The sequence below is a fragment of the Pseudomonas sp. DTU12.3 genome, assembly GCF_004124275.1.
Lineage (GTDB): Bacteria > Pseudomonadota > Gammaproteobacteria > Pseudomonadales > Pseudomonadaceae > Aquipseudomonas > Aquipseudomonas helmanticensis.
The window spans coordinates 2668703-2692771 of record NZ_CP027218.1 but is presented as its reverse complement, the minus strand read 5'-3'; the positions used below and the strand labels follow the sequence as shown (position 1 = coordinate 2692771).

At 56.9% G+C, this 24069-nt stretch carries 26 protein-coding genes and 1 pseudogene; 13 read left to right on the top strand and 14 right to left on the bottom strand.

Annotation, left to right across the window (positions count from 1 at the left end; translation table 11 throughout):
- Positions 1–16 precede the first annotated feature (16 nt).
- The 3 genes from C2E19_RS12305 to C2E19_RS12290 form a co-directional block, all read right to left on the bottom strand.
- Complete coding sequence (locus tag C2E19_RS12305; RefSeq protein ID WP_129392332.1) at positions 17–1039, bottom strand: AbrB family transcriptional regulator; 1023 nt, start codon at positions 1037–1039, stop codon at positions 17–19.
- Between the two features lie 123 nt (positions 1040–1162).
- Positions 1163–1585 carry an HD domain-containing protein gene (locus C2E19_RS12295; RefSeq protein WP_129392329.1) on the bottom strand — a complete coding sequence of 141 codons (423 nt, stop codon included), beginning with the start codon at positions 1583–1585 and terminating at the stop codon, positions 1163–1165.
- A 15-nt stretch (positions 1586–1600) separates the two neighbouring features.
- The gene (locus tag C2E19_RS12290; protein ID WP_129396110.1) at positions 1601–1990 is read right to left on the bottom strand and encodes a hypothetical protein; all 390 of its coding nucleotides are present in this window, start codon (positions 1988–1990) and stop codon (positions 1601–1603) included.
- A 166-nt stretch (positions 1991–2156) separates the two neighbouring features.
- Here C2E19_RS12290 and C2E19_RS12285 point away from each other — a divergent pair, with 166 nt between their 5' ends.
- Positions 2157–2588 carry a hypothetical protein gene (locus C2E19_RS12285; RefSeq protein WP_129392326.1) on the top strand — a complete coding sequence of 144 codons (432 nt, stop codon included), beginning with the start codon at positions 2157–2159 and terminating at the stop codon, positions 2586–2588.
- 77 nt (positions 2589–2665) lie between these two features.
- Here C2E19_RS12285 and C2E19_RS12280 read toward each other — a convergent pair whose 3' ends face one another.
- A complete protein-coding gene (locus C2E19_RS12280) occupies positions 2666–2950 on the bottom strand; it encodes a hypothetical protein (protein ID WP_129392323.1) in 285 nt (94 codons plus the stop codon).
- Between the two features lie 351 nt (positions 2951–3301).
- Between C2E19_RS12280 and C2E19_RS12275 the strand changes: the two genes are divergently transcribed.
- Positions 3302–3802, top strand: coding sequence for an Hcp family type VI secretion system effector (locus C2E19_RS12275; protein WP_129392320.1), 501 nt, complete (start codon positions 3302–3304; stop codon positions 3800–3802).
- Entirely contained in the window at positions 3795–4493 is a 699-nt protein-coding gene (locus C2E19_RS12270; protein WP_129392317.1) for a DUF4225 domain-containing protein, read from the top strand. Before C2E19_RS12275 ends, C2E19_RS12270 begins: the two co-directional genes overlap by 8 nt.
- 5 nt (positions 4494–4498) lie before the next feature.
- Here C2E19_RS12270 and C2E19_RS12265 read toward each other — a convergent pair whose 3' ends face one another.
- Both C2E19_RS12265 and C2E19_RS12260 read right to left on the bottom strand, forming a co-directional pair.
- Positions 4499–4921: a hypothetical protein gene (locus C2E19_RS12265; protein ID WP_129392314.1), complete on the bottom strand. Its 423-nt coding sequence runs from the start codon at positions 4919–4921 to the stop codon at positions 4499–4501.
- 233 nt (positions 4922–5154) lie between these two features.
- Positions 5155–5512, bottom strand: a pseudogene (locus tag C2E19_RS12260) (cupin domain-containing protein); the annotation flags it as partial.
- Between the two features lie 528 nt (positions 5513–6040).
- On the opposite strand from C2E19_RS12260, the gene C2E19_RS12255 reads away from it, so the two are divergent.
- Entirely contained in the window at positions 6041–6328 is a 288-nt protein-coding gene (locus C2E19_RS12255) for a fructose-bisphosphate aldolase (protein ID WP_129392311.1), read from the top strand.
- A gap of 439 nt (positions 6329–6767) precedes the next feature.
- Positions 6768–7856 carry a hypothetical protein gene (locus tag C2E19_RS12250; protein WP_129392308.1) on the top strand — a complete coding sequence of 363 codons (1089 nt, stop codon included), beginning with the start codon at positions 6768–6770 and terminating at the stop codon, positions 7854–7856.
- 83 nt (positions 7857–7939) lie between these two features.
- Here C2E19_RS12250 and C2E19_RS12245 read toward each other — a convergent pair whose 3' ends face one another.
- From C2E19_RS12245 to C2E19_RS12230, 4 genes are all read right to left on the bottom strand, one after another.
- Positions 7940–8488 (bottom strand): cupin domain-containing protein, encoded by a 549-nt coding sequence (locus tag C2E19_RS12245; protein ID WP_007950154.1) that lies wholly within the window; start codon positions 8486–8488, stop codon positions 7940–7942.
- A gap of 363 nt (positions 8489–8851) precedes the next feature.
- On the bottom strand, positions 8852–10135 hold the full coding sequence (locus C2E19_RS12240) for an FAD-binding oxidoreductase (protein ID WP_129392305.1): 1284 nt from the start codon (positions 10133–10135) through the stop codon (positions 8852–8854).
- 49 nt (positions 10136–10184) lie between these two features.
- Entirely contained in the window at positions 10185–11675 is a 1491-nt protein-coding gene (locus tag C2E19_RS12235; RefSeq protein WP_129392302.1) for an aldehyde dehydrogenase, read from the bottom strand.
- A 271-nt stretch (positions 11676–11946) separates the two neighbouring features.
- Positions 11947–13323, bottom strand: a complete 1377-nt coding sequence (locus C2E19_RS12230; RefSeq protein ID WP_129392299.1) for a glutamine synthetase family protein — start codon at positions 13321–13323, stop codon at positions 11947–11949.
- A gap of 282 nt (positions 13324–13605) precedes the next feature.
- Between C2E19_RS12230 and C2E19_RS12225 the strand changes: the two genes are divergently transcribed.
- From C2E19_RS12225 to C2E19_RS12200, 5 genes are all read left to right on the top strand, one after another.
- Positions 13606–14367, top strand: a complete 762-nt coding sequence (locus C2E19_RS12225) for a gamma-glutamyl-gamma-aminobutyrate hydrolase family protein (RefSeq protein ID WP_129392296.1) — start codon at positions 13606–13608, stop codon at positions 14365–14367.
- A 346-nt stretch (positions 14368–14713) separates the two neighbouring features.
- Positions 14714–15856, top strand: coding sequence for an ABC transporter ATP-binding protein (locus C2E19_RS12215; RefSeq protein WP_129392293.1), 1143 nt, complete (start codon positions 14714–14716; stop codon positions 15854–15856).
- A 29-nt stretch (positions 15857–15885) separates the two neighbouring features.
- Positions 15886–16767: an ABC transporter permease subunit gene (locus C2E19_RS12210; protein ID WP_372238478.1), complete on the top strand. Its 882-nt coding sequence runs from the start codon at positions 15886–15888 to the stop codon at positions 16765–16767.
- A complete protein-coding gene (locus C2E19_RS12205) occupies positions 16764–17639 on the top strand; it encodes an ABC transporter permease subunit (protein WP_034155531.1) in 876 nt (291 codons plus the stop codon). The genes C2E19_RS12210 and C2E19_RS12205 overlap by 4 nt, the downstream gene beginning before the upstream one ends.
- Positions 17640–17828: 189 nt before the next feature.
- The gene (locus C2E19_RS12200; protein WP_129392258.1) at positions 17829–18926 is read left to right on the top strand and encodes a polyamine ABC transporter substrate-binding protein; all 1098 of its coding nucleotides are present in this window, start codon (positions 17829–17831) and stop codon (positions 18924–18926) included.
- 235 nt (positions 18927–19161) lie between these two features.
- On the opposite strand, the gene thpR is transcribed toward C2E19_RS12200, so the two are convergent.
- Positions 19162–19683 carry an RNA 2',3'-cyclic phosphodiesterase gene (gene thpR, locus C2E19_RS12195; protein ID WP_129392255.1) on the bottom strand — a complete coding sequence of 174 codons (522 nt, stop codon included), beginning with the start codon at positions 19681–19683 and terminating at the stop codon, positions 19162–19164.
- 106 nt (positions 19684–19789) lie between these two features.
- On the opposite strand from thpR, the gene C2E19_RS12190 reads away from it, so the two are divergent.
- Positions 19790–19984, top strand: coding sequence for a hypothetical protein (locus C2E19_RS12190; RefSeq protein WP_129392252.1), 195 nt, complete (start codon positions 19790–19792; stop codon positions 19982–19984).
- Between the two features lie 104 nt (positions 19985–20088).
- Here C2E19_RS12190 and C2E19_RS12185 read toward each other — a convergent pair whose 3' ends face one another.
- Positions 20089–20442, bottom strand: a complete 354-nt coding sequence (locus C2E19_RS12185) for a DUF1428 domain-containing protein (protein WP_129392249.1) — start codon at positions 20440–20442, stop codon at positions 20089–20091.
- A 2-nt stretch (positions 20443–20444) separates the two neighbouring features.
- Complete coding sequence (locus C2E19_RS12180; RefSeq protein WP_129392246.1) at positions 20445–21527, bottom strand: hypothetical protein; 1083 nt, start codon at positions 21525–21527, stop codon at positions 20445–20447.
- 302 nt (positions 21528–21829) lie between these two features.
- Here C2E19_RS12180 and C2E19_RS12175 point away from each other — a divergent pair, with 302 nt between their 5' ends.
- Complete coding sequence (locus tag C2E19_RS12175; protein ID WP_129392243.1) at positions 21830–22105, top strand: hypothetical protein; 276 nt, start codon at positions 21830–21832, stop codon at positions 22103–22105.
- Between the two features lie 55 nt (positions 22106–22160).
- Here the strand turns inward: C2E19_RS12175 and C2E19_RS12170 are convergent, their stop codons facing one another.
- A complete protein-coding gene (locus C2E19_RS12170) occupies positions 22161–22367 on the bottom strand; it encodes a hypothetical protein (RefSeq protein WP_129392239.1) in 207 nt (68 codons plus the stop codon).
- A 347-nt stretch (positions 22368–22714) separates the two neighbouring features.
- On the opposite strand from C2E19_RS12170, the gene C2E19_RS12165 reads away from it, so the two are divergent.
- Positions 22715–24040, top strand: a complete 1326-nt coding sequence (locus C2E19_RS12165; protein WP_129392236.1) for an OprD family porin — start codon at positions 22715–22717, stop codon at positions 24038–24040.
- Positions 24041–24069 lie beyond the last annotated feature (29 nt).

The window sequence follows — 24069 nt, the reverse complement described above, 5'->3', positions numbered from 1 at the left end:
GCATCAGCGGCTCCAGTCAGGCCTCTTCACGCGCCCGCCGCACCTGCACCAACAACGCCGGCGCGAAATGCAGCAACACCATCCGGCTCAAATGATGCGTGAGAATAAACACCACATTCAGCCCACCACCAAACGCGACAATCGCAATCGTCTCAATCGCCCCCGGCATGTACGCCAGCCACAGCGACAGCGGATCACTGCCCAACCAGCGCGCCGCCACTTCAGCAAACACCGCCGCCACCACGATCATCAACCCAACCGAGACCAACGCTGTGCGCCCGTGACGTCCCAGTTCCGCAAAGCCAAGGCCTTGGAATCGTGAGCCGATCCGCACGCCGAGAATCAGCGCCGCCAGATTCAGGCTCCAATCGGGCATGTGAAAACCGTGCAGCCATCCCGACTTCACAAATACCGCCGTGATAATAATTGCCGTGAGCATGAACGGGGCCGGCACGCCGATCACCAGCAGCAAGCGTCCGAGCAGCACGCTCAGCGCGATCACCGAACACGCGGTCAGCGCCATTCCCGTGGTCAGTGGATCACCATCGGCAACGGCTACCGCAGCGGCTTGGCCGGGAATCAGGAAACTCACCAGCACGGTGATCAACAACAAGCGCATCAAGTGCACGATGATGACTTTGCTCGAGGCTTTCTCCGACTCGAGCAAATCGAAGACCGCCGCTAGCGCACCGGGATAAACCGCCAACAGTGCATCAGTGCGGTTCCAGCCTGCGCCGCGTGTCAGCCACAAGGCTGCGAGCGCGATTTGCACGGTCAGGCAAACGAGCAACACACCGAGGCTCGGCAACATTGCCGAAGCCGTTGCGCTGTCCCACGCTTCGAACATCAGCCCGGTGGCAATGCCCAGCGTGACCTGGATGTAGCCCAGTCCATAGGGGGTTGCCGGCGCGATACCGGTTTTACTGGCAAACAACGCGGTGACGACAATCGAGCCCAACAGCAACCCGTGGGGCACGCCTTCGAACTGCAACAGCGCGCCGAAACCGGCAGCAATCAACAAACACACAATGGATTTCATAATCGCCTTCCTGGCTATCAAATACCCCCCTGTAGGAGCTGCCGCAGGCTGCGATCTTTTGATCTTGATCTTAAAAAACAGGATCAAAAGATCGCAGCCTGCGGCAGCTCCTACACGGGTAATTTATGCGCGCAGCCGGCTGATTGCGCGGCGGTATTTTTCGATTCGTTCGAGATCTTCCCAGCTCGGCGAGGCGATTCGTGACAGGTCGCTGTTTTCCTCCAGATCCGCCAGTTTCACCACCCGGCCAAGCGGATTCTGTGCGGCGCGGTCGACGAAATCTTCATAGGATTCGCCCGGAACTTTGGTCACCGATTCGATAGCGCTCAAAACTTCTTCGCTGAAACCTTCCTTGCGCAAGTCATCAAGGCTGATCGCGCAATCTTCGACCACGTCATGCAGCACGGCGACGATGCGTTCTTCCAGCGTGGTCATGCGCAACATGACTTTCAGCGGATGCAGAATGTACGGCGCGTCGCCCTTGTCGACCTGCCCGGCGTGGGCTTTGGCGGCGATGGCGATAGCGCGTTCGAGGGTTTGAGTCATGCGAGTCTCCGTGATTTAAACGCCGTAACGGCCGCCGACGTGAATGTTGCGCTTGAGCCAGTTGCCGATCGCTTTCAGGCGCCCGACGGGTTTCGCTGGCGCCGAATGACGCTGAAGAACCAGCGACACCAATGTAGCCTGATCGGCTTGCGGATTGGCATCGATCAACTCGGCAACCCAGGCGCAATCGGCCTTTTTCAGATGCTCTCGCCACTCGCCTGGCCAGGCTTCCAGCTCATCCAGCGCCAAAAACCGTGCGCCGCCGTGCTCCATATGCCCGCCGGCCATCGACTGTTCGAAACAGAACGGCGTGTCTGGCTTCGCAGGGTCAATGTGAAACAGGTAGATATCGTGGAATGGATGCTGCGAGGGGGGCGCGATATTGCGGCTGCCGATTTCGATCATGGGCACTGTTCCAATCCTTGGGCGCTTAATGTTTCCGATTGTTTCGCAGTGTACGCGACTGGAGCAAATCAAAAACCCGATGGAACCTCCCTCCTCCGCGCCGTCTCGAAACTATAAAGCGCCAAAATCATCGATCAGATACGGCGCTCTTGAAGAGGAAACCCCGATGAACATTCGCTTCCTGCTTCTGATCGCTACCTTCACCGTCATCCCCACCTGCGTCATGGCCGAAGGCTGCGACGTGCAGACCCAATCCTCCAGCGCTTCGGTGCCGGCGGTGGAAACCCACAGTTGTTACGAATACGAAGGCATGCCCGTCGGCTCCATTGATTGGTCGTGCAGCAACGAAAGCAAGGACATGCTCAACAGCAGCAAAAACAAGGTCGAACATTGCGCCGATCACTATCAGGCCTCGTGCATCGCCACGATCACCCAGGAATCCCTGGCCAACCCGCATTCAACCAGCAAGGACAAAAACGCCAAGGCGCTGAACATCCCCGACAATGCGCAAGTGACTACGTATTACTACGACGTGGAGCATTTGGCTCAGGCACGGATCGATTGTGAGAATGGCGGTGGCCAATGGAAGGCGAAGTAAGCGTTTGATATCTGTGTTCGCGATAGGCAAAGAAAAGCCCGGCTCGAAAGACCGGGCTTTTTAGTGCGCAACATTGATCAGCCTCCGCCATTACCGCCGCTACTGTTACCAGTGGATTGCCCCGCACCACTGGGCTTGGAGGCAGAAGGCACCGGGCCGTTATCCGTCTTGCCACCATCGCCACCTTGCGGCAGCGAATTGGCAGCCGGATCGGCGTTTGTGGCGGGGGCCGCCGGTTCACGAGTCTGGCTGGAGCCATCGTTTGCCGTCGGGGTGGGCGTTTCGCCAGCCGCGACCGCGTATAGCGAACTGGCGGACAGAAATGCCGCCAGGGTAAATGCTGCAATTTTAGGGTTCAGCATGGTGGCTCTTCCTTTGCGTGGGGAGTTACAGCATTGGAAGAAGGTGTGCGGCGAAGGTGCGGTGTGTCGGACGAATGGTTATCGCCCAAAAGGTTCGAGCAATTTCGATGTCTGAAAATTTCGTAGGAAAACACCCCGGGTGGCGAGGGAGCTTGCTCCAGAAGGGATACGAAGCGGCCTTAAAATCAGACTTAATTTTGTTGCCACTTCAGAACATTCACTTCCTGACTTCCGCTGCTCCTGTAAGACGCGTCTGAGCTTGAAAACCACTGAACTTTTTCCTCTCCGCCATGGGTTTATTTGACGGTTACTCTGCAGACAAGACTGATCTTTTAATAAAGCAGAGTAGCCATGGCCAATCACAGTTACATGACCATCATCGGAAACCGACAGGGACTGATCTCCGCCGGCTGTTCCGACACTAGTTCAATCGGCAACAAATGCCAGTTGGGCCACCTGGATGAAATCATGGTGCTGGCCTACTCACACAACATGACCGCTGGCAACAATAGCGGAGTTGGCGCCGACCGGGGCCAACACCTGCCAATCATGATTACCAAGAATATCGACAAATCCTCCCCCCTTCTGTCCGCTGCACTTCACGAACGCGAAATTCTGGAATGCACAATCTTCTTCTACCGAACTTCCCCCGCTGGCACTCAAGACAAATATTTCAAAATCCACATAACCGGCGCAAAAATCGCTCACATCAATCTACAGGTCCCCCACGCCATTCATCTAAACGATGCGCAGCCACAAGAAATGGTGTCGTTCACTTATCGCGAAATCAGTTGGACACATATTCAAGCGGGTACGTGCGGCTACAGCACGTGGGGCAATAACGATGAATGAGGACTCATGCGACATTAACGACGTTATCCGCGCCGCGTCGGATCTGGTCGCTTTCGGATGCCAGATTGGCGCCACGCAGTTATACGACAGTTTCCGTCAACTCAGGTTTGGCGAGATTGTTTCATCCTATGCGAATGAGGTTATTCGGGCGGTGGATGAAGGTGTTATTAGTGCGAAGCAAGGGTTGCAGGAACTGAAAGCAGAGTATGCTGACTTATCGAAAAAAATACTGTTCTATACGCAAAATGGCATTGGCGTAGCGGCAGGAGTAATGCAAATACAAACAGGCACGATAACGATGGCACAGCGGCGAGGCCTCAACCTGCCATTGGGTGTGGCTTATTATGCCCATGGCATTAATAACATTTACGAGGGTCTAGGGAACATTTACAACGGCCCGGGAAAAATAGGTGTCATCGGCCCTACCAGGCAGCTCTATCAAAGTTATCTAGGAAAAACCGATGGAAACATAATTTATTACTCAGCTGATTTGAGCCTCTCTATCATTGGGATCTTTAGACTGATTCGAAAAACCAACTCAACCGAACTATTTATTCGAGATCCAATGAATTATGAACACGCCTACAATCAGATGGGAAAATTGGCCCTGGCATTTGAGGCACTGACCAGCTCACTTACAATAAAAAGCATGACAGACAAAGACAACAAAACCACTCCAACAACAAACTAGCACCATCACACATCTTTCGTGCGCAACCAGAGCCAAATAAAAATTATTACAAACACCACAACACCTATAACGCCACGATGAAGATCGGTAAAATAGAAACCACCACCGATAAATTTAACGATGAATTGAACAACAACCTCAGCGCAAAACAATGCGGAAACAAAAATGTAAATATAGCCGACAACTACTGGAGTTTTTTCCGCCCCTGCATCTCGACAAAGCAACTCCGCAAGCTCCCCAACAAACAAATAACGAAAATTAATAAACAACATTCCAAAAAAAATAACACCCAAAATAACTTTTCTGACAACACCACCCAGAGGAACAACCTTTTCCAAATTATGCACCAGTAACGCACTATACAGCGCACTGAGAAGGAGAGTGATAATAAAAAGACCAATAACAACACCAAACTTTCGAATCAACATCTCTCCACTCTCACTCCCGATCAGGGAAAGACCAAAACAAAATCAATATACACACAACCAGAAAGGACGAGCACTTCTTGGCTACATCACCAGTAAAAACTCATACTCGTCTTACAGCACCTCGCGAACACTCTTACAAGCGTTTCCCAATAGAACTGGCCCAGGCCAAAGCAGCGACCTGCCTTGACCCAAAAAAATTAATAAAAAAACCCGACACCCAAACAGATATAGAATTATTCACACCCTACGACGGTTCTCACAGACACCAGCCAGAATTTAGCCGGCATATTCGCGCTAATAATCTCCGTCTCATCCGCGCCGATATTCCGAAACTTATGCGGCAGCGTCGTCGGAAAGTAATACCCATCCCCCGCATTCAACACGCTCATCGCCGCATCCACGGTCGACTTAACCGTGCCACAGGTGACAAGCCATCACCCCTCGCCTTCCGCATGCACAATCCGCTCTTCCCCCAGAACTTGCGCCCGGTGCGTGTTGTTCGCGCAGCAAACGCATCTGGCGGCTGAGCACGGAGGCGCCGATAAGCAGCTGGCGTCGGTCGTGGCGGCCAAGGTCGGTTACAGCATTGGAAGAGGGTGTGCGAAGACGGTGCCGTGCGCCAGACGAATAGTCATCACCTAAAGGCTAGCGCAATTTCGATGTCTGAAAACTTCGTAGGAAAACACCCCGTGTGGCGAGGGAACTTACTCGCGCTGGACTACGAAGCGACCCCAAAGCCGGATAGTCCGTTTCTCCCAGACATACCGTACGCCCCGGATTACGACGATTGCGTCGCTGTGCGGGAGCAAGCTCCCTCGCCACAGGTGCGCGTTTCACGTCCTACAGGTCGGTTGTGGATGGTGAAATTGCTGCCTAGAGTGGATCTGTCGCTGACCAACGTCAGCGATGGGTTTCGCAGCCCTAACGAGAAATTGGCTAACACCCTCTAGCGACAATTCTGGCAAAATTCGCCGGCATTACGTTTTATGGCAGTTGTGTGCGGGAGACTTTCGAGTCTGCCGAGTCTGGTTTCTCCTCGGTCTGCGAACCCGCTCACAACCGCCACCCATCTTGTTTCGCAGCAAAACGGTGGCTCATTTTTACTGAGAGGCCTTTGCTATGACGATCAAAAAACCGCTCCACCACTACGCCCACATGTCCCACCCCGCCACCGAACACCCCGTCCTCCTTATCGACGCCAACACCCAACTGCGCGACCTCCACGCCTGCCCCGCCGAACGCCTTAACGCCGTCCTCAAGTACCTCGACCTAATTGCCTGCACCCGCCTCCTCGACCACGCGGAGCATGACATCAACACCGTCACTAATATCGCCAGGATCATGGTGCAGGATGTGAGTGATGTGTTTCGGGTGATTGAACAACGGGGATTTGAGGCTGCATCGTAGTAAGAGCAGGAGCAGGATGTGGAGGTCATTCCGCTACCCCATTTTTTCGATAGCCATTTTTCCACAATAAGGGATGGAAATAGCGATAGCGATTTGATAGCGTTCGGATCAGCCATTGGCCATCAGCAGTTCGGTGGAACTTAAATTACCGAGTATTTAGTGAATCAAGGCTGTGTTTTTTCATGTATCCCCTTCAATTTATGTAAGGAAGAAAAAATGACAGATCGAAGACCCTTTAACCCAAACGTGACTGTACCGAAGCCAGGCGGTGGTGAGCAGCCTCGTTCCAGAAACAATGATGGTCAAATTCGCGACAAGCGAAGTGATGCAGGTAAACCTAAAAAGAAATAATCCACAATGGTGACAGATCACTAACAAATAGATCTGTCACCTTTTCGCCAAGGCGACCATTTTCAAACTCACATATCAGAATTATCAAATGACAAAAATCCACTTCAGTAACAATATCGAATCCTTTAGCGAAATCTGTGTAAATGACAGCCTAGATGGAGACACAGTTACCTCAATCGCTCTAAGCCATCCCGACTATATTGTTTACAGAAGCAACACCACACTAAGGTATTACTCAAAAAACATTAGCGTATCAGCCACGACGAAGCTTAGCGAGCTATCTGTACTCCAGGCAAAGTCATTCAGAAAATTCAACAATATACATTCAAACATTACCGACGGACATGTCCTAGCGGTACTCGCTGAAATTCTGGGCTGTGATTGTTCAAACGAGGAAACAGCACAAAAAATTGACAAAGAACTAAAAAAATTTACTACCTTCATCGAAACCGAACCGGCACCGACCCTCATAATAATCTCAAACCAAAACTATACAATATACCTAGATGAAAAAAATATAGCAAACTACAAACTTCAAAACAAATCACTTCAGCACGCAGATATTCTGGACGAATTTTATAGACTTAGAGCATGGGGAGTCGCAGTACTACCAAAATCAAAAATCCAACTCTTAAACTTAAAGTTAGCAACATGCCTAGCGATTGGCTTTAGATCTAGACTAGCTGAAAGCACAACAGAATCCAGCAACATCTTCAGCGCTGTGACGGCATACATTGAGAAAAGCACAAATGATAGCGCAACCTATTACTTAACCTTTTACTCAATAATTTTTTCTGCCATCGTCATGGTAGCGACTGCGGTAGCGTATGTGAAATTTTCAAATCTTGCGTCTCAAAACCTCAACATTCTATTAATAGGATTGTTTGGAGGCGCATGCGGGGCTTTAATATCTGTGCTTCAGCGCTCAAAAAAATTGAAAGTAGACCTTTACGAATCAACAAAAATGATAGTTCTACAAGGAATTGTACGAATTGGTTTAGGATGTGCGTTTGGTGCAATAGCGTTGGTTGCATGCAAGGCCGGACTATTACTTGAACTCATGAGCGAAACCAACAGTCGCCTTTTAATATTGGCTGTAATTGCAGGTTTTAGTGAACGCTTAATTCCTGACTTTATAGAAAAAACCGCAAACGAAAGAAAAGAAACAACATCTTGAGAAAGGATTGTATTTTTTCAATACAATCCTTTCCCCGCTTTGCAATGCATTAACGAAATCACTTCGTCACTACGCATTTCCCCTCAAAAATTTGCCGGCGTATTCGCACTAATAATCTCAGCCTCATCCGCCCCAATATTCCGAAACTTATGCGGCAATGTAGTCGGAAAGTAATACCCATCCCCCGCATTCAACACACTCACCGACCCATCCACGGTCAACTCCACAGTGCCACGCGTCACCAACCCACACTCCTCACCCTCAGCATGCACAATCGGCTCTTCCCCGGAACTCGCGCCCGGTGCGTATTGCTCACGCAGCAGGCGCATCTGACGGCTTGGCACGGAGGCGCCGATCAGCAGCAAACGCAGGCCATGGCGGCCGAGGTCGGGTTGTTCGTTGGCGCGGAACACGTATTGGTGTTCGCGCGGGGGTTGGTCGAAGGTGAAGAAGTCGGCCAGGGACATCGGTATGCCTTCGAGCAGCTTTTTCAGTGAGCTGACGGAAGGGCTGACACGATTCTGTTCGATCAGGGAGATGGTGGCATTGGTCACGCCGCTACGCCGGGCCAGCTCGCGCTGGGAGAGTTTGTAGCTTTCGCGTACTAGTTTGAGTCGAGAACCCGTATCCATGACAGCCTTATGTGAGAACGACTTAAGGGCGATGGGGGTGGGTGGCGGGTGACGCGCCGAGGGCGCGGATCACGTTGCTCCCGTGTCCCGGAACCGTGAAAGGCGGCTATTAAATCACGTTTGCTGGTGTTGCTCAGCAGGTTCGATGGACGGTGGGGCAAAAGTCCTTCTTGCCTTGGTAATACTGACATTGTGGGAGCGAGCCTGCTCGCGAAAGCGCAGTGTCAGACACCAATGATGGTGGCTGATATGACCTCTTCGCGAGCAGGCTCGCTCCCACAATTGGATCTCTGCTGTATCAGTACCAGATGTTGCGAGAATAAAAACCGGCGGGGTCTTGGGGGCCGCCGCCGGGGAGGTAACCTAGATGCCGAAACGGTCGCGCAGCGAGTAGTAGACAGCGCCGAGGGCGGTCAGCGGCGCGGAGAAGGTGCGGCCACCAATCATTGGCATGTGTGGCAGCGAGGCGAAGGCGTCGAAACGTTCGGCATCGCCGCGGATCATTTCCGAGATCAGCTTGCCAGCGAGGTGCGAGCAGGTGACGCCGTGGCCGCTGTAGCCCTGCATGTAGTAGGCGTTCTTTTCGATACGGCCGAATTGCGGCATGCGTGACATGGTCAGCAGGAAGTTGCCGGTCCAGCGGTAGTCGATCTTGACGTCTTTGAGCTGCGGGAAGGTCTTGAGGATCTTCGGCCGGATCAGTTGTTCGATGTCGTCCGGTTCGCGCGCGCCGTAGACCACGCCGCCGCCGTAGAGCAGACGGTTGTCGGCAGTCAGGCGGTAGTAATCCAACAGATAGTTGCAGTCTTCGACGCAGTAGTTGTTGGTGATCAGGCTGCGCGCCTGTTTCTCGGTCAACGGTTCGGTGACGACGATCTGCGAGCCGCACGGCATGCTTTTCGCGGTCACACGGTTGTCGAGGCCTTGCGGCAGGTAGGCGTTGCCGGCGATCAGCAGGTACTTGGCGCGGACCTGACCTTTGGCGGTGCGCACGGTAATCGGCTCGCCGTAAGTGATTTCCACGGCAGCGGACTGTTCGTAGATCTTGCCGCCCAGACGCACGATGGCTGCGGCTTCACCGAGTGCCAGGTTCAGCGGGTGAACGTGGCCGCCCTGCATGTCGAGCAGACCACCGACGTAGGCGTCAGAGCCGACTTCACGACGAATGTCGGCTGCGTCGAGCATCTTCAGATTGCGGTTGCCGTAACGCTCCCAACCGCGCTTCTGCTCGGCCAGACCATTGAGTTGTTTCTTGTTCATCGCTGCGAAGATGCCGCCCGGGCGGTAGTCGCACTGGATGTCGTATTCCTTGATGCGCGAACGAATGATGTCGGCGCCTTCGAAGATCATGCTGCCGAGGATTTCCGCAGTCTTGTCGCCGTAGCGTTCTTCGATCACATCGACGTCGCGGCTGTACGAGTTGACCAGTTGACCGCCATTGCGACCGCTGGCGCCGTAGCCGACTTTCGCCGCTTCCAGCACCGTCACTTTATAGCCGGCTTCGGTCAGGAACAGTGCCGAGGACAGGCCGGTGTAGCCCGCGCCGATGATACAGACATCGCACTCGACCGACTCTTGCAGAACCGCAAAGTCGATGACTTCGTTGCGGGTGGCGGCGTAGTAGCTGTTTACGTGTTGCTGTTTCATACGTTTCTCCGAGGGCCGCCAATCAAAGGCGGCCACCGCTGTAATAGAGTCAGAGCTTGATCCAGGTCGCTTTCAGCTCGGTGTACTTGTCGAACGCGTGCAGCGATTTATCGCGGCCGTTGCCCGACTGTTTGAAGCCACCGAACGGTGCGGTCATGTCGCCGCCGTCGTACTGGTTGACCCAGACGCTGCCGGCGCGCAGGCCACGGGCGAAGGTGTGCGCCTTGCTCAGGTTGCTGGTCCACACGCCGGCGGCGAGGCCGAAGATGCTGTCGTTGGCGATCTGCAGCGCTTCTTCGGCGGTGTCGAAGGTGATCAGCGACAGCACCGGGCCGAAGATTTCTTCCTGAGCGATGGTCATTGCGTTGGTCACGCCGTCGAAGAGTGCCGGTTGCACATAGAGGCCCCCGGTTTCTTCGAGGGTGCGTTGGCCGCCGGCGATCAGCTCGGCGCCCTGCTCACGACCGATGCTGATGTAGCGCAGCACGTTGTCGAGTTGACGCTGATCGACCACGGCGCCGACGGTGGTCGCCGGATCCAGTGAATGACCCGGTTTCCACGCTTGCAGCGCTTCCACCAGCAGTGGAATGAACTGCTCGCGGATCGAGCGCTCGACCAGCAGGCGCGAACCCGCCGTGCACACTTCGCCCTGGTTGAAGGCAATGGCGCCGGCCGCTGCTTGTGCTGCCGCGCGCAAATCCGGTGCGTCGGCAAACACCACGTTCGGGCTCTTGCCCCCTGCTTCGAGCCAGACGCGTTTCATGTTGCTAAGGCCTGCATAAATCATCAGTTGCTTGGCGATCGCCGTGGAGCCGGTGAAGGCCAGCACGTCGACATCCATGTGCAACGCCAACGCCTTGCCGACGGTGTGACCGAAGCCTGGCAGGACGTTGAACACGCCTTTCGGAATGCCGGCATCCAGCGCCAGTTGGGCGATGCGGATCGCGGTCAGCGGCGACTTTTCCGACGGTTTGAGAATGAACGAGTTGCCCGCTGCCAGCGCTGGGGCGAATTTCCAGCTGGCCATGATCAACGGGAAGTTCCACGGCACGATGGCCGCGACGACGCCGGAAGGCTCGCGAGTAATCAGGCCGAGTTGGTCGTGCGGGGTGGCGGCGACTTCGTCGTAGATCTTGTCGATGGCTTCGGCGCTCCAGCGGATCGCGTTGGCGGTCGCCGGGATGTCGATGCTCATCGAATCGCTGATCGGTTTACCCATGTCGAGGGTTTCCAGCAGCGCCAGTTCTTCCTGGTTCTGCAGGATCAGATCGGCGAAGCGAATCAGGATGCGCTTGCGCTCGGCCGGGGCTTTTTTCGCCCACACGCCGGATTCAAAAGACTGGCGCGCGACTTCAACGGCGAGGTTGGCGTCGGCTTCATCAGTGCTGGCGACGGAGGCCAGAAAACGGCCGTCAACGGGGCTCAGGCATTCGAACGTATCGCCACTGATGGCCGGGCGGTATTCACCATTGATGAACGCGCGGGCTTCGATGGTCAGGGACTGGAAGCGTTGTTCCCAGTCGTTGCGGGTCGTTGTCATTGTTGTGGCTCGACAAGGGGGGATTGGGGGTGTTGTCTGGCTGCGATGTCTGGCTTGGGATGGCTGCCCTCACCCTAGCCCTCTCCCGGAGGTAGAGGGGACCGACCGAAGTGTCTTGGGAGATGCACCGACCTGAATGACCGAGTCGAATTTGGATTCGGCAAAAATCGTTCAGGTCGGCGGATTGCCCGAGCATCCCCGGATCAGTCCCCTCTCCCTCCGGGAGAGGGTTAGGGTGAGGGGCTTTTCGGCTTCTGAGGGCCAGAACCCATCAAACCGTGTGCAGATACCAGTTGTACTCAAGGTCAGAGATCGAGTTTTCGAACTCGGCCAGCTCGCTTTCCTTGCACGCGACGAACACGTCGATGTACAGCGGGTCGATGTACTTGGCCATGACTTCGCTGTCGTCCAGCTCGCGCAGTGCGTCGCGCAGGTTGTTCGGCAGGCTCTGTTCGTTCTGCTCGTAGCTGTTGCCTTCCACCGGAGCACCCGGTTCGATCTGGTTGGTCAGACCGTGGTGAATACCGGCCAGCACCGAAGCCATCAGCAGGTACGGGTTGGCGTCGGCACCGGCGACACGGTGTTCGATGCGCACGGAGTCCGGCGAACCGGTCGGTACGCGCACGGCCACGGTGCGGTTGTCGATGCCCCAGCTTGGCGAGTTCGGCACATAGAACTGCGCGCCGAAACGGCGGTACGAGTTGACGTTCGGGCAGAGGAAGGCCATTTGCGCAGGCAGGGTCTCCAGCACACCGCCGATCGCGTGACGCAGGGCGGCGTTCTGCTCGGGATCCTCGCTGGCGAAGATGTTGTTGCCTTCTTTGTCCAGGATCGAAATGTGCACGTGCAGACCGTTGCCCGCCTGGCCCGGATACGGCTTGGCCATGAAGGTGGTGTCCATCTCGTGGTCGTAGGCGATGTTCTTCACCAGACGCTTGAGCAGGACGGCGTAGTCGCACGCCTTGATCGGGTCGGAGACGTGATGCAGGTTGACTTCGAACTGCGCCGGGGCGCTTTCCTTGACGATCGCGTCAGCGGGGATGCCCTGCTCTTTCGCGCCTTCGAGGATGTCTTGCAGGCAATCGACGTATTCGTCGAGGTCGTCGATCAGGTACACCTGAGTCGATACCGGTCGCTTGCCGGACACCGGCGAACGTGGCGATTGCGGACGACCGTTCACGTTGTCCTGGTCGATCAGATAGAACTCGAGTTCAAACGCGGCGCAGATAGTCAGGCCGAGGTCATCGAATTTGCGCACGACGTTGGCCAGCACTTCACGCGGGTCAGCGAAGAACGGCTGGCCTTCGATCTCGTGCATGGTCATCAGAAGTTGTGCGGTTGGGCGCTTCTGCCACGGCTCGATGCTCAGGGTGCCGGGGATCGGATAGCAAATACGGTCAGCGTCGCCGATGTCCAGACCCAGGCCGGTGCTTTCCACCGTGGAACCATTGATATCGAGCGCGAAAAGCGAGGCCGGCAGGTTGATGCCTTTTTCGTAAACCTTATGAAGACTGGTGCGTTCGATGCGCTTGCCGCGCACCACACCGTTCATATCCGCAATCAGAAGGTCGACGTACAAAACCTCAGGATATTTCTTAAGGAATGCGTTTGCTTCGTTGAGTTGAACGGTACGCAGAGGGACCGACATGATGCACCTATTTAGCTGTTAATTATTATGTTCACTACTGTTTCGCCGAGCCAGTCAACCCGAACGGCAAAGTGAAGTCAATAGCGAACAGATGGCCGCTCAGGGTTTATTTTTCGGGCTTTTTTTAACACTTGCGTGCCAATACAGGTGCCAGAGCCCCGAGAATCATGAAGATATGATGAACGGCGTTTAGAATTTTTTACATGGCAGTTGTTAATTAAAATCAACGAGGCTAAGCTCCGGAAAAGCTCGTTCAAGTGTCAAACTTCGAGGTGAATAAAAATGGCATTCAAGCCATTGATCGGCGTTACTGCGTGCGTCAAACAGATTGGCCTGCACCCCTATCACATCAGCGGCGACAAGTACTTACGTGCTGTCAGCGTTGGCGCCAACGGGCTGCCAGTGGTCATTCCTTCCCTTGGCAACCTGACTGAAATCGAAGACCTGCTCGGTCAACTCGACGGTCTGCTGCTGACCGGCTCGCCCTCGAACGTGGAACCTTTCCACTATCAAGGCACGGCGAGCGCACCCGGCACGGATCACGATCCGGCGCGGGATGCCACCACCCTTCCTTTATTGCGTGCAGCCATTGCGGCGGGCGTTCCGGTGCTCGGCATTTGCCGTGGTTTCCAGGAAATGAACGTGGCGTTCGGCGGCAGCCTGCATCAGAAGGTGCATGAGCTGCCGGGCATGCTCGATCACCGTGAAGCCGACAGCCCGGATGTGGCCGTGCAATACGCACCGGCCCATGCGGTGACCGTGCTCGCTGGCGGTGTGTTCGAAGCGCTGGGGTTGCCGGGCGAGTTCCAGGTCAACTCGATTCACAGCCAGGGCATCGACCGCCTCGCGCCCGGCCTGCGTGCCGAAGCGGTGGCGCCGGACGGTTTGATCGAGGCGGTCTCGGTCGAGCACAGCCCGACCTTCGCCCTCGGCGTGCAATGGCACCCGGAATGGCAAGTGCTCGACAACCCGAATTACCTGAAGATTTTCCAGGCGTTCGGTGCGGCTTGCCGACAACGGGCGACGCGGCGCAACCAGCGCTGACATCAGCCAGCAATACATAACGATTTACTGCCCCCATGAATGTCGGGTGTGCCTTTACGCATCCGTCATCCGTGAAAGACAACACCCGTAATAACAACAAGTACGACCCAGGCAGCCAGGACGGCGGCGCCGACCAAGTCAGGGCAACCCACTGAAAATGTGGCCCCTGTAGGAGCTGCCGAAGGCTGCGATCTTTTGATCTTGATGTTAAAAACCATCATCAAAAGATCGCAGCCTTCGGCAGCTCCTACAGGGCCATGTGTGAGGGGGATGGTTGTTCCTGGCTTGCAATCCACTTAAGCCCGGCCACATTGGCCAGGCGACTGAAACATGTTGGGAGTTTCACATGGCAAACGCCTCCAGCACTTACAGGAAGGCTCTTGAGGGTCATCAGCAACCGAAAAAGGTTCTGGTGAAAGTCGATCGCGTCACCAAGAAGTTCGACGAAACCACCGCAGTGGATGATGTGTCCCTGGAGATTCATCAGGGTGAAATCTTTGCCCTGCTCGGTGGCTCCGGTTCGGGCAAATCGACCCTGCTGCGCATGCTCGCCGGTTTCGAGCGCCCGACTGAAGGGCGAATTCTGCTCGACGGCGTGGACATCACTGACATGCCGCCGTACGAGCGGCCGATCAACATGATGTTCCAGTCCTACGCGCTGTTCCCACACATGACCGTTGCGCAGAACATCGCCTTCGGCCTCAAGCAAGACCGTTTGCCGGCCAGCGAAATCGACGCCCGTGTCGATGAAATGCTGCGCCTGGTGCACATGACCCAATACGCCAAACGCAAGCCGCATCAACTGTCCGGCGGTCAGCGTCAGCGCGTCGCCCTCGCCCGTTCGCTGGCCAAGCGTCCGAAGCTGTTGCTGCTCGACGAGCCGATGGGTGCGCTGGATAAAAAGCTGCGTTCGCAGATGCAACTGGAGCTGGTGCAGATTATCGAGCGCGTCGGCGTGACCTGCGTGATGGTGACCCACGACCAGGAAGAGGCCATGACCATGGCCGAGCGCATCGCGATCATGCACCTCGGCTGGATCGCGCAGATCGGCAGCCCGATCGACATCTATGAAGCCCCGGTCAGCCGCATGGTCTGCGAGTTCATCGGCAACGTGAACGCCTTCGACGGCACCGTGGTGGAAGACCTTGAAGGTCACGCGATCATCCACAGCCCGGACCTGCAGCAAAAGATTTACGTCGGTCATGGCGTCAGCACCTCGGTGCAGGACAAGTCGGTCACCTACGCGATCCGTCCGGAAAAAATGCTCGTCAGCACCACCAAGCCTGAGTTCCGCTACAACTGGTCCGAAGGCAAGGTGCATGACATCGCTTACCTCGGCGGCCACTCGGTGTTCTACGTCGAGCTGCCGGGCGGCAAGATCGTCCAGTCGTTCATGGCCAACGCCGAACGCCGTGGCGCGCGTCCGACCTGGGACGACAAGGTCTACGTGTGGTGGGAAGACGACAGCGGCGTGGTACTGCGCTCATGAAAACCTTCAATCAGCAATTCCTGCGCCTGGTGCCCAGCGGACGAAAACTGGTGATCGGCATCCCGTTCATCTGGCTGTTCCTGTTCTTCATGCTGCCGTTCTTCCTGGTGATGAAGATCAGCTTCTCGGAAGCCGCGTTGTCGATCCCGCCGTACTCGGAGATCTACACCTACGCCGAACAGAAATTCCAGCTGATGCTGAACATCGGCAACTACACCATGCTCGGCGAAGACGAGCTGTACCTGTCGGCCTACCTCGGTTCGCTGAAGGTCGCGGCGCTGAGCACGCTGATGTGCCTGGTGATCGGTTTCCCGATGGCCTACGCAATCACCAAGACCGGCAAGGAAACGCAAAACGTCCTGCTGCTGTTGATCATGATGCCGACCTGGACCGCGATCCTGATCCGCGTTTACGCGTGGATGGGCATCCTCAGCAACAACGGTCTGCTCAACGCGTTTCTGATGTGGACGGGGCTGACCGATCACCCGATCGAGATCCTCAACACCAACACGGCCGTCTACATAGGTGTGGTTTACGCCTACCTGCCGTTCATGGTGTTGCCGCTCTACGCCAACCTCGTCAAGCACGACGGCAGCCTGCTCGAAGCCGCGTCGGATCTGGGTTCGAGCAACTTCAACAACTTCTGGAAAATCACTGTACCGCTGGCCAAGAACGGCATTATTGCCGGGTGCATGCTGGTGTTCATTCCAGTGGTCGGTGAGTTCGTGATTCCGGAACTGCTGGGTGGCCCGGAGACGCTGATGATCGGTCGCGTGCTGTGGCAAGAGTTCTTCAATAACCGCGACTGGCCGGTGGCGTCTGCGCTGGCGGTGGTGATGCTTTTGATCCTGATTGTGCCGATTCTGCTGTTCAACCGCAGCCAGGCCAAAGAGATGGAGGCACGGGGATGAAACGCTTCGGTTTTTCCAAGTTCATGTTGATCTTCGGCTTGATGTTCATTTATCTGCCGATGCTGATTCTGGTGATCTACTCGTTCAACGCCTCCAAACTGGTGACGGTGTGGGGCGGCTGGTCAGTGAAGTGGTACGTCGGTTTGCTCGACAACACGCAACTGATGGGCTCGGTGGTGCGCTCGCTGGAAATCGCCTGCTATACCGCGATTGCTGCAGTGGCGTTGGGCACCCTCGCCGCCTTCGTCCTGACTCGCGTGACGCGCTTCAAGGGTCGCACGCTGTTTGGCGGTCTGGTCACCGCGCCGTTGGTGATGCCTGAAGTGATCACCGGTCTGTCGCTGTTGCTGCTGTTCGTGGCCATGGCGCAGTTGATCGGCTGGCCGCAGGAGCGTGGCATCGTCACGATCTGGATCGCCCACACCACGTTTTGTGCAGCCTATGTGGCGGTGGTAGTCTCCGCCCGCCTGCGCGAGCTGGATCTGTCGATCGAAGAAGCGGCGATGGATCTGGGGGCGAAGCCGTTCAAGGTGTTTTTCCTGATCACCATTCCAATGATCGCGCCGTCGCTGGCAGCGGGCGGGATGATGTCGTTCGCCTTGTCGCTGGATGATCTGGTGTTGGCGAGCTTCGTTTCCGGTCCGGGTTCGACGACGTTGCCGATGGAAGTGTTCTCGGCGGTGCGTCTGGGCGTGAAGCCTGAGATCAACGCGGTGGCGAGCCTGATTCTGCTGGCGGTTTCCTTGGTGACCTTCCTGGTCTGGTACTTCGGCCGCAAGGCAGAAGCCAATCGCAAGCGTGCGATTCAGGAAGCGATGGATCAGACGGCGAACGAGTCGTGGCAGCAACCGCAACAAGCCGCCACCGCATAACCCTGTAGGAGCTGCGGCACGCTGCGATCTTTTGATATTGATGTGAATGATCAAAAGATCGCAGCCTCGTTTCACTCGACAGCTCCTACACAAATGTAGTCAGCCCCTCGGTCAGTCCCCTCTCCCCCGGGAGAGGGTTAGGGTGAGGGGGCTTTGCGTAATATGAATAAAAAGAATGGAGTTGTACCGATGAAAATGTTTGGCAGGACTCTGCTGACACTGTCCTTAATGGGCGCAATGGTCATGGGCGCCCAGGCCAACGACAAGGTGCTGCGTGTTTACAACTGGTCCGATTACATCGCGCCGGACACCGTCAAGAAGTTCGAAGACGAGACCGGCATCCGTGTGACCTACGACGTCTTCGACAGCAACGAGACCCTTGAGGCGCGCTTGCTGGCGGGCAAATCCGGCTACGACCTGGTCGTGCCGTCGAACAGTTTCCTGGCCAAGCAGATCAAGGCCGGTGTCTATCAGACGCTGGATAAATCGAAGCTGCCGAACTGGAAGAATCTCAATCCGGTGCTGCTGAAAAACGCTGCCGCCAGTGATCCGGACAACGCCCACGCGTTCCCGTACATGTGGGGCTCGATCGGCATCGGTTTCAACCCGGCCAAGGTCAAGGAAGTGCTCGGCGCCAATGCTCCGACCAATTCCTGGGACTTGCTGTTCAAGCCGGAAAACGCTGAAAAGCTCAAAGCCTGTGGCATCAGTTTCCTCGACTCGCCGACCGAAATGATCCCCGCCGCCCTGCACTACTTGGGCTACCCGGTGAATGACCAGGACACCGCGCACATCAAGGAAGCCGAGGCGCTGTTCATGAAAATCCGCCCGAACGTGGCGTATTTCCATTCCTCGAAATACATCTCCGATCTGGCCAACGGCAACATCTGCGTGGCGGTCGGTTATTCCGGTGACGTGTTGCAGGCCAAGGCCCGCGCGGTGGAATCGGGCAACAACGTGGTGATCGACTACAGCATTCCCAAGGAAGGCGCAGGCAGCTTCTACGACATGGTCGCCATCCCGCGCGATGCGGCGAACGTCGAGAACGCTTACCTGTTCATGGACTTCCTGATGCGTCCGGACATCATCGCCGAGATCACCAACAGCAACGGTTACAGCAACGCCAACTCGGCGGCCACGCCATTGGTGGATGAAGCGATCCGTAACGACCCGGGCTCATACCCGTCGCAAGCGGTGATGGCGACGCTGTATGCGGTGCCGGATCAGCCGATCGCCACGCAGCGAATCATGACCCGTGGCTGGACCCGGGTGAAACTCGGCAAATAAACCCACACCGACCCTGTAGGAGCTGCGGCACGCTGCGATCTTTTGATCCTGTTTTTTTCAATCAACATCAAAAGATCGCAGCGTGCCGCAGCTCCTACAGGGGGTAATTTCAGAATTAGTGTTTTCCCGTTCGCGCAGCGCCTTACCACCGCTGCACCCTGCTATGAACGGCCTCACCTGGCTCCCTCGGCTCGGGTGAATTCTCAGGCGCCCTCGGGCGCCTTTTTTTGTCGCTTCACATCAGCGGCCAATCCTGCAGAACCCGGTAGCGGCCCTTGTGCGATTCGAACAGGGCAAAGCGTTCGGCGCGCAGGAAAAACTCGGGCAGCGTCGCGGATTCCGGCTCCGGCGCGCGGTAGTCCCGGGCCAAGGTCAGGTGCGGGCGAAACTCGTGGGAGGTCTCCTCGAAACCGAACGGCAACATCGCCTGCTCCAGCGCATAGCCCAAGCGCAATAACGCCTGCGGCGCCTGTTCAGGCGCCAACGACAAGATCCCGGGGCGATGCCAGACCTGCAAGCGATCCAGCAGAATCTTCAACGGCTCCCCCGGTTTGCGCACTTTTCCAGCAGCCTCGCAAACCTCATTGATCTGCGCCAACGGCACAGCACCGAGGAACAGCAACGTCAGATGAAAATTGTCAGCCGGCACCGGCTTACCGGTGCGCAAACCCAACTCCCCGCGCCACTGGGCGATTGCCTTGCGCTGCACCGCCGGGCAATCGAGGGCGAAAAACAGTCGTTTCGCTTCATCGGTCATGGCCCTGCCCCCTGTTTATCGTGATCGGCCGGATTCTACACAGCCTGATCAGACGACTCGTGTCAGGAAGCTATAGTTCAAGGATTGCCATCAATCGGAGGCCGCCATGCGCGAGATCCTCAGCAAAGAGCCGTGGTGGGCGCGACCGCCGCATCCCGGGCAGGACGAACATGAGCTGGAATGGGGCTGGCTGGTGCATTACAGCGAGGGCGAGCCACGCTTCGAATTCGTCCGCGAACGGCCGACAGACGAACAGATCCGCAACCGCAAAGGCTGCCGAATCACCCCCTCCTCCGAATGACGCCTCTGTAGGAGCTGCCGAAGGCTGCGATCTTTTGATGTTGATTGTAAAAAAGATCAAAAGATCGCAGCGTGCCGCAGCTCCTACAGGGAGGTGTGCGTGGTTCAGGGTTCGAGGAGGTATTGGAAGCCGCCGTAGATCATCCGCTTGCCGTCGAACGGCATCGGGTTGACGTCCGGTTGCATGCGCGGGTCTTCCATCATTTTTGCCATGCCGGCATCGCGGGTGGCTTTGTCGGGCCAGATCAGCCAGCCCGAGACCACGGTTTCGCCGTCCTGGAGTTTCACCGCCATTGGAAACGACGTGAGCTTGCCGTCAGGCACGTCATCGCCCCAGCATTCGGCGACGCTCAGCGCGCCGTACTCTTTGAACAGTTTCGCCGCGATGACGCAGTGTTGTTTGTACTGTTCACGATTGGCAGTCGGCACCGGCGCCACAAAAATATCGATGTAAGCCATGATCATTCTCCTTGTACGTTGGGTTCGATCTGCTGAGTAGTCGATTGCGGCGGACGCCATTCGACACCCTCCACACCCAAGCCGACCGACGGTGCTTCGCTGCCGGCCAGATTGCGCTCGACTTGCCCGGCCATGTGCAGCGCGCCGGCCATGACCCCGGTGGTCGGGTTCTGCACCAGTTTCAGCCAGGCCTTGTCGAAAGTGCCGCCGAGGCTGCTGCGGATCAGCGCTTCGCTGTCGGGACGGTCATTGGCCTGGATGATCGCGCGGATGCCCGCCACCCCCACCGAAATCAGCCCACCCGCCAGTTTGCCAGCTGCTGCCGCAACTGCACTGGCAGCCCCGCGCGGGGCCATTTCGGCCTCCATCCGCTGGCTGGCACGTTTAGCCACCGGCGCCATGCCAGCGTCGGTCGAGGCGATACCCTTGGCGCCGCCGTCGGTGTGGATCTTGTCGATCAGCGCGGCATACGCCGGCAAGGTGTTCAACGGCGCGGTACTGATGACTTGCAACAGCGACGCATCCCGCGCCGGCGGCGGGCCGAGGGCGATGGCCGGGATCTTCTGCAAATGCCCGTTAAGCTGCGCAAGCGGTACACGGTGACGCTGGGCGATGAGCGGCATCTGTTTGGCCATCAGCTGCGTATAGAACTCGGTGGCCTGCCCGAGGATCGCGTCCGGATCGATCTCCACCGCCACCGGCGCCAACACTCTTTTCTGATATTGCTCAAGCAGATACGCCGCCAGGCGCTTGGCTGAAGCATCCTGTTCGCCACCGGCATTGACGGTGTACCAACTGACCTTCATCGACAGCCATTCCTGCGTCCAGTAGCTGCTGAACCACGGGATGAAATTTTCTTCAGTTTGCTGATAGACGCGAGTGCGCCAATGTTCCATCGAGCCACGGGCGAACAGCTTGACCTGCTCGGTGGCCTGTTGCGAGGCGCTGACGATTTCCCGGTCGATCTGCTGCCAGGTCTGCGGCGAGACGAACACGGCTTGCGGCGCCGGCACCGGCGCCCGGGTCGAGGTGGCGCAGCCGGCCAGCAGGAACAGGGCGGCGACGAGCAGCGCACGCGGGTTCACGGTGAGGGCGTCCTTCGCTGAGGAGAGAGGCAGACTTGAGTATAGGTGCGGGCGCCGGGCCGTTTGTCCGCTGCCGCAAAAACACCGCAGATCCCCTGTGGGAGCGGGCTTGCTCGCGAATGCGGTGTATCAGACACATAAGAATCGACTGACTCGACGCTTTCGCGAGCAAGCCCGCTCCCACAGGGGATTTGCGACAACCATCACTGCCGTCGATATTCACCATTGCCACGATTGCCTTCCGCCTGCCGCCAACCAAAGGCACGATTGCCCCATCCGAGACACAACGAGGAGTTCACAGCATGATTCACACCCACGTCACACTCTCCGTGAGTTTCCCGGTGTTCGGCAGCAACTACTACGATCAGCACGCCGTGTCGCACAAGGCTCAGGCGCTGGTGGTCAACGAAAATTTCGAAGATCTGCTGATGCCCGCGGCGAGCAACCATTTCAGCAATGAAGTGGTCGGCATCAACGATCAGTTCCGCTTTCTGAGCGACATTCTCGCCACCCATTTGCTGGACATCGAGGCCTCAGTGCCTGCGCGATCCAGCGTCCAGGCGAGCGCTCATTTTTAATCGAGAGGCAATGACAGAGGGCGTTCCTGTGCGGGAACGCCCTCTTTGTGCTTAATCAGTCATCGTCGCGATCACGATAATAGCGACGGCCATCGCGGCGGTCGTCGTCGCGGTCATCCCAACGGCGGTCGTGATCGTAATTGCGCCCGTGATCGCGGTCGTAATGCCGGCCATGGCGGTGGTCATCATCAAAATCCGCGACACAGCCACCGAGCAATACGGCGGCGGTCACAGTCAGCAGCATCGTTGTTGCGCGCTTCATTCAACACATCCCTAAAACCAAGGTCTTGACGACGGAATCGGCCACGCTGCCCTCGTCCTCGCTTTCGCGACGCGGTGCGCGCAGCCGCCCATACGACCGGGTAAAAGCGCGTTGATTCAGTGGCCACTATCGACCGTTTGTCGCCCTGCGCCTTCGCCAGATTTGCTGGCTGACGAATCGAAATCCACCCACCTGCACATGACGAAATTGTAATTCCCCCATCACCTTGGCGTTATCCGCAGCTTGCAACGATGCCATCCGGCGACCCTGCCGGCGCGCCTTTTGCGCCGAACAATAAAAACCACGCCGAAGCCCGTTCGCGTTCTGCCGAACCTCAGGAGTGATTGATGGTTAACAATTCAAAAATATCGATAGCCGCGTTAGCGGTGGTGGTTGGCTCCGGGCCGTCCATGGTGATGGCGGAGGACAAGCCGCAAGGCTTTATCGAAGGCAGCAGCCTGACGCTGCTCAACCGCAACTTGTACTTCAACCGAGATCATCGCAACGGCCAATCCAGCCCGACCGGCAATGGCTACTCCGAAGCCTGGGCGCAGGCGCTGATCGGCAAGTTCGAATCCGGCTTCACCCAAGGCACCGTCGGAGTGGGTGTTGATGCTTTCGCGATGATCGGTCTGAAACTCGACACCGGCGATGGGCGCAACGGTGGCCGCAGCTCGTTTGACGTGTTGCCGGTCAACAGCGACGGCGAGGCGCGGGACGAGTACACCAAGGTCGGTGGCGCAGCGAAAGTGCGCGCGTTTGATACGGTGCTCAGGGTCGGCGATGTCTTCCCCGCCAACCCGGTGGTCGCGGCGGGTGACTCGCGATTGTTGCCGGAAAGTTTTCGTGGCGTGACGGCGACCAACACCAGCATCGAGGGTCTGTCGGTACAGGGCGGGCGGCTGCATGCCATGAGCCAACCGGTGTCCAGTGACATGCGCGAGAACTTCGCGACGTTCTACGCCGGGCCGGTCAATTCGCCGTGGATCGCTTATGGCGGCGGTGATTATGCGCTGAACAAGAACCTCAGTTTCAGCCTGTATTCCAGTCGCCTGAAAGATGCGTGGAATCAGTATTACGCTGGCTCCGCGTGGACCTATTCGCTGTCCGACGAGCTGTCGCTGTTCGCCGGCCTGAATTATTACAAGGCAGTCGACGAGGGCAAACAACTGCTCGGCGAATTCGACAACAACATCTGGAGCGGCCGCGTCGGCGTCAAGCTCGGCGCCCACTCGGTCGCCCTCTCCCACCAGCGCAACAACGGCAATGACGACTTCGACTACCTGCGCCAGTCCGACTCGATCTTCCTCGACAACTCCATCCAGTACAGCGACTTCAACTCGCCGAAAGAGCGCTCGTGGATGGTCCGCTACGACCTCGACATGAGCACTTACGGCGTACCCGGTTTGTCGTTCATGACCCGTTACGCACGCGGTTCGGACGCCGACTATTCCAACGCCAACGCCGTCTACATGCGCCGCGATGCCGAGGGCAATCCACTGACCGACCAGAAGCGCTGGGAGCGTGACATCGAAGTCAAATACGTGGTGCAGAGCGGCTCGATGAAAGACCTCTCGCTGCGCCTGCGCCAGGCCACGACACGCGCCACGGCGTTCGAGTCGGACCTGGATGAAGTGCGGGTGATTATCGAATATCCGCTGGCGATTCTGTGACTGTTCGGTTCATGAAAATTCACCTTTAG

Excerpts from the sequence above, each read along its gene's own strand:
- C2E19_RS12235 (WP_129392302.1), bottom strand. The coding sequence starts at position 11,675 with ATGACAACGACCCGCAACGACTGGGAACAACGCTTCCAGTCCCTGACC.
- C2E19_RS12245 (WP_007950154.1), bottom strand. The coding sequence starts at position 8,488 with ATGGATACGGGTTCTCGACTCAAACTAGTACGCGAAAGCTACAAACTC.
- C2E19_RS12255 (WP_129392311.1), top strand. The coding sequence starts at position 6,041 with ATGACGATCAAAAAACCGCTCCACCACTACGCCCACATGTCCCACCCC.
- C2E19_RS12290 (WP_129396110.1), bottom strand. The coding sequence starts at position 1,990 with ATGATCGAAATCGGCAGCCGCAATATCGCGCCCCCCTCGCAGCATCCA.
- C2E19_RS12265 (WP_129392314.1), bottom strand. The coding sequence starts at position 4,921 with ATGTTGATTCGAAAGTTTGGTGTTGTTATTGGTCTTTTTATTATCACT.
- C2E19_RS12305 (WP_129392332.1), bottom strand. The coding sequence starts at position 1,039 with ATGAAATCCATTGTGTGTTTGTTGATTGCTGCCGGTTTCGGCGCGCTG.
- C2E19_RS12280 (WP_129392323.1), bottom strand. The coding sequence starts at position 2,950 with ATGCTGAACCCTAAAATTGCAGCATTTACCCTGGCGGCATTTCTGTCC.
- C2E19_RS12175 (WP_129392243.1), top strand. The coding sequence starts at position 21,830 with ATGATTCACACCCACGTCACACTCTCCGTGAGTTTCCCGGTGTTCGGC.
- C2E19_RS12185 (WP_129392249.1), bottom strand. The coding sequence starts at position 20,442 with ATGGCTTACATCGATATTTTTGTGGCGCCGGTGCCGACTGCCAATCGT.
- C2E19_RS12205 (WP_034155531.1), top strand. The coding sequence starts at position 16,764 with ATGAAACGCTTCGGTTTTTCCAAGTTCATGTTGATCTTCGGCTTGATG.
- C2E19_RS12215 (WP_129392293.1), top strand. The coding sequence starts at position 14,714 with ATGGCAAACGCCTCCAGCACTTACAGGAAGGCTCTTGAGGGTCATCAG.
- C2E19_RS12225 (WP_129392296.1), top strand. The coding sequence starts at position 13,606 with ATGGCATTCAAGCCATTGATCGGCGTTACTGCGTGCGTCAAACAGATT.
- thpR (WP_129392255.1), bottom strand. The coding sequence starts at position 19,683 with ATGACCGATGAAGCGAAACGACTGTTTTTCGCCCTCGATTGCCCGGCG.
- C2E19_RS12165 (WP_129392236.1), top strand. The coding sequence starts at position 22,715 with ATGGTTAACAATTCAAAAATATCGATAGCCGCGTTAGCGGTGGTGGTT.
- C2E19_RS12230 (WP_129392299.1), bottom strand. The coding sequence starts at position 13,323 with ATGTCGGTCCCTCTGCGTACCGTTCAACTCAACGAAGCAAACGCATTC.
- C2E19_RS12240 (WP_129392305.1), bottom strand. The coding sequence starts at position 10,135 with ATGAAACAGCAACACGTAAACAGCTACTACGCCGCCACCCGCAACGAA.
- C2E19_RS12200 (WP_129392258.1), top strand. The coding sequence starts at position 17,829 with ATGAAAATGTTTGGCAGGACTCTGCTGACACTGTCCTTAATGGGCGCA.
- C2E19_RS12285 (WP_129392326.1), top strand. The coding sequence starts at position 2,157 with ATGAACATTCGCTTCCTGCTTCTGATCGCTACCTTCACCGTCATCCCC.
- C2E19_RS12250 (WP_129392308.1), top strand. The coding sequence starts at position 6,768 with ATGACAAAAATCCACTTCAGTAACAATATCGAATCCTTTAGCGAAATC.
- C2E19_RS12295 (WP_129392329.1), bottom strand. The coding sequence starts at position 1,585 with ATGACTCAAACCCTCGAACGCGCTATCGCCATCGCCGCCAAAGCCCAC.
- C2E19_RS12275 (WP_129392320.1), top strand. The coding sequence starts at position 3,302 with ATGGCCAATCACAGTTACATGACCATCATCGGAAACCGACAGGGACTG.
- C2E19_RS12270 (WP_129392317.1), top strand. The coding sequence starts at position 3,795 with ATGAATGAGGACTCATGCGACATTAACGACGTTATCCGCGCCGCGTCG.
- C2E19_RS12170 (WP_129392239.1), bottom strand. The coding sequence starts at position 22,367 with ATGAAGCGCGCAACAACGATGCTGCTGACTGTGACCGCCGCCGTATTG.
- C2E19_RS12190 (WP_129392252.1), top strand. The coding sequence starts at position 19,790 with ATGCGCGAGATCCTCAGCAAAGAGCCGTGGTGGGCGCGACCGCCGCAT.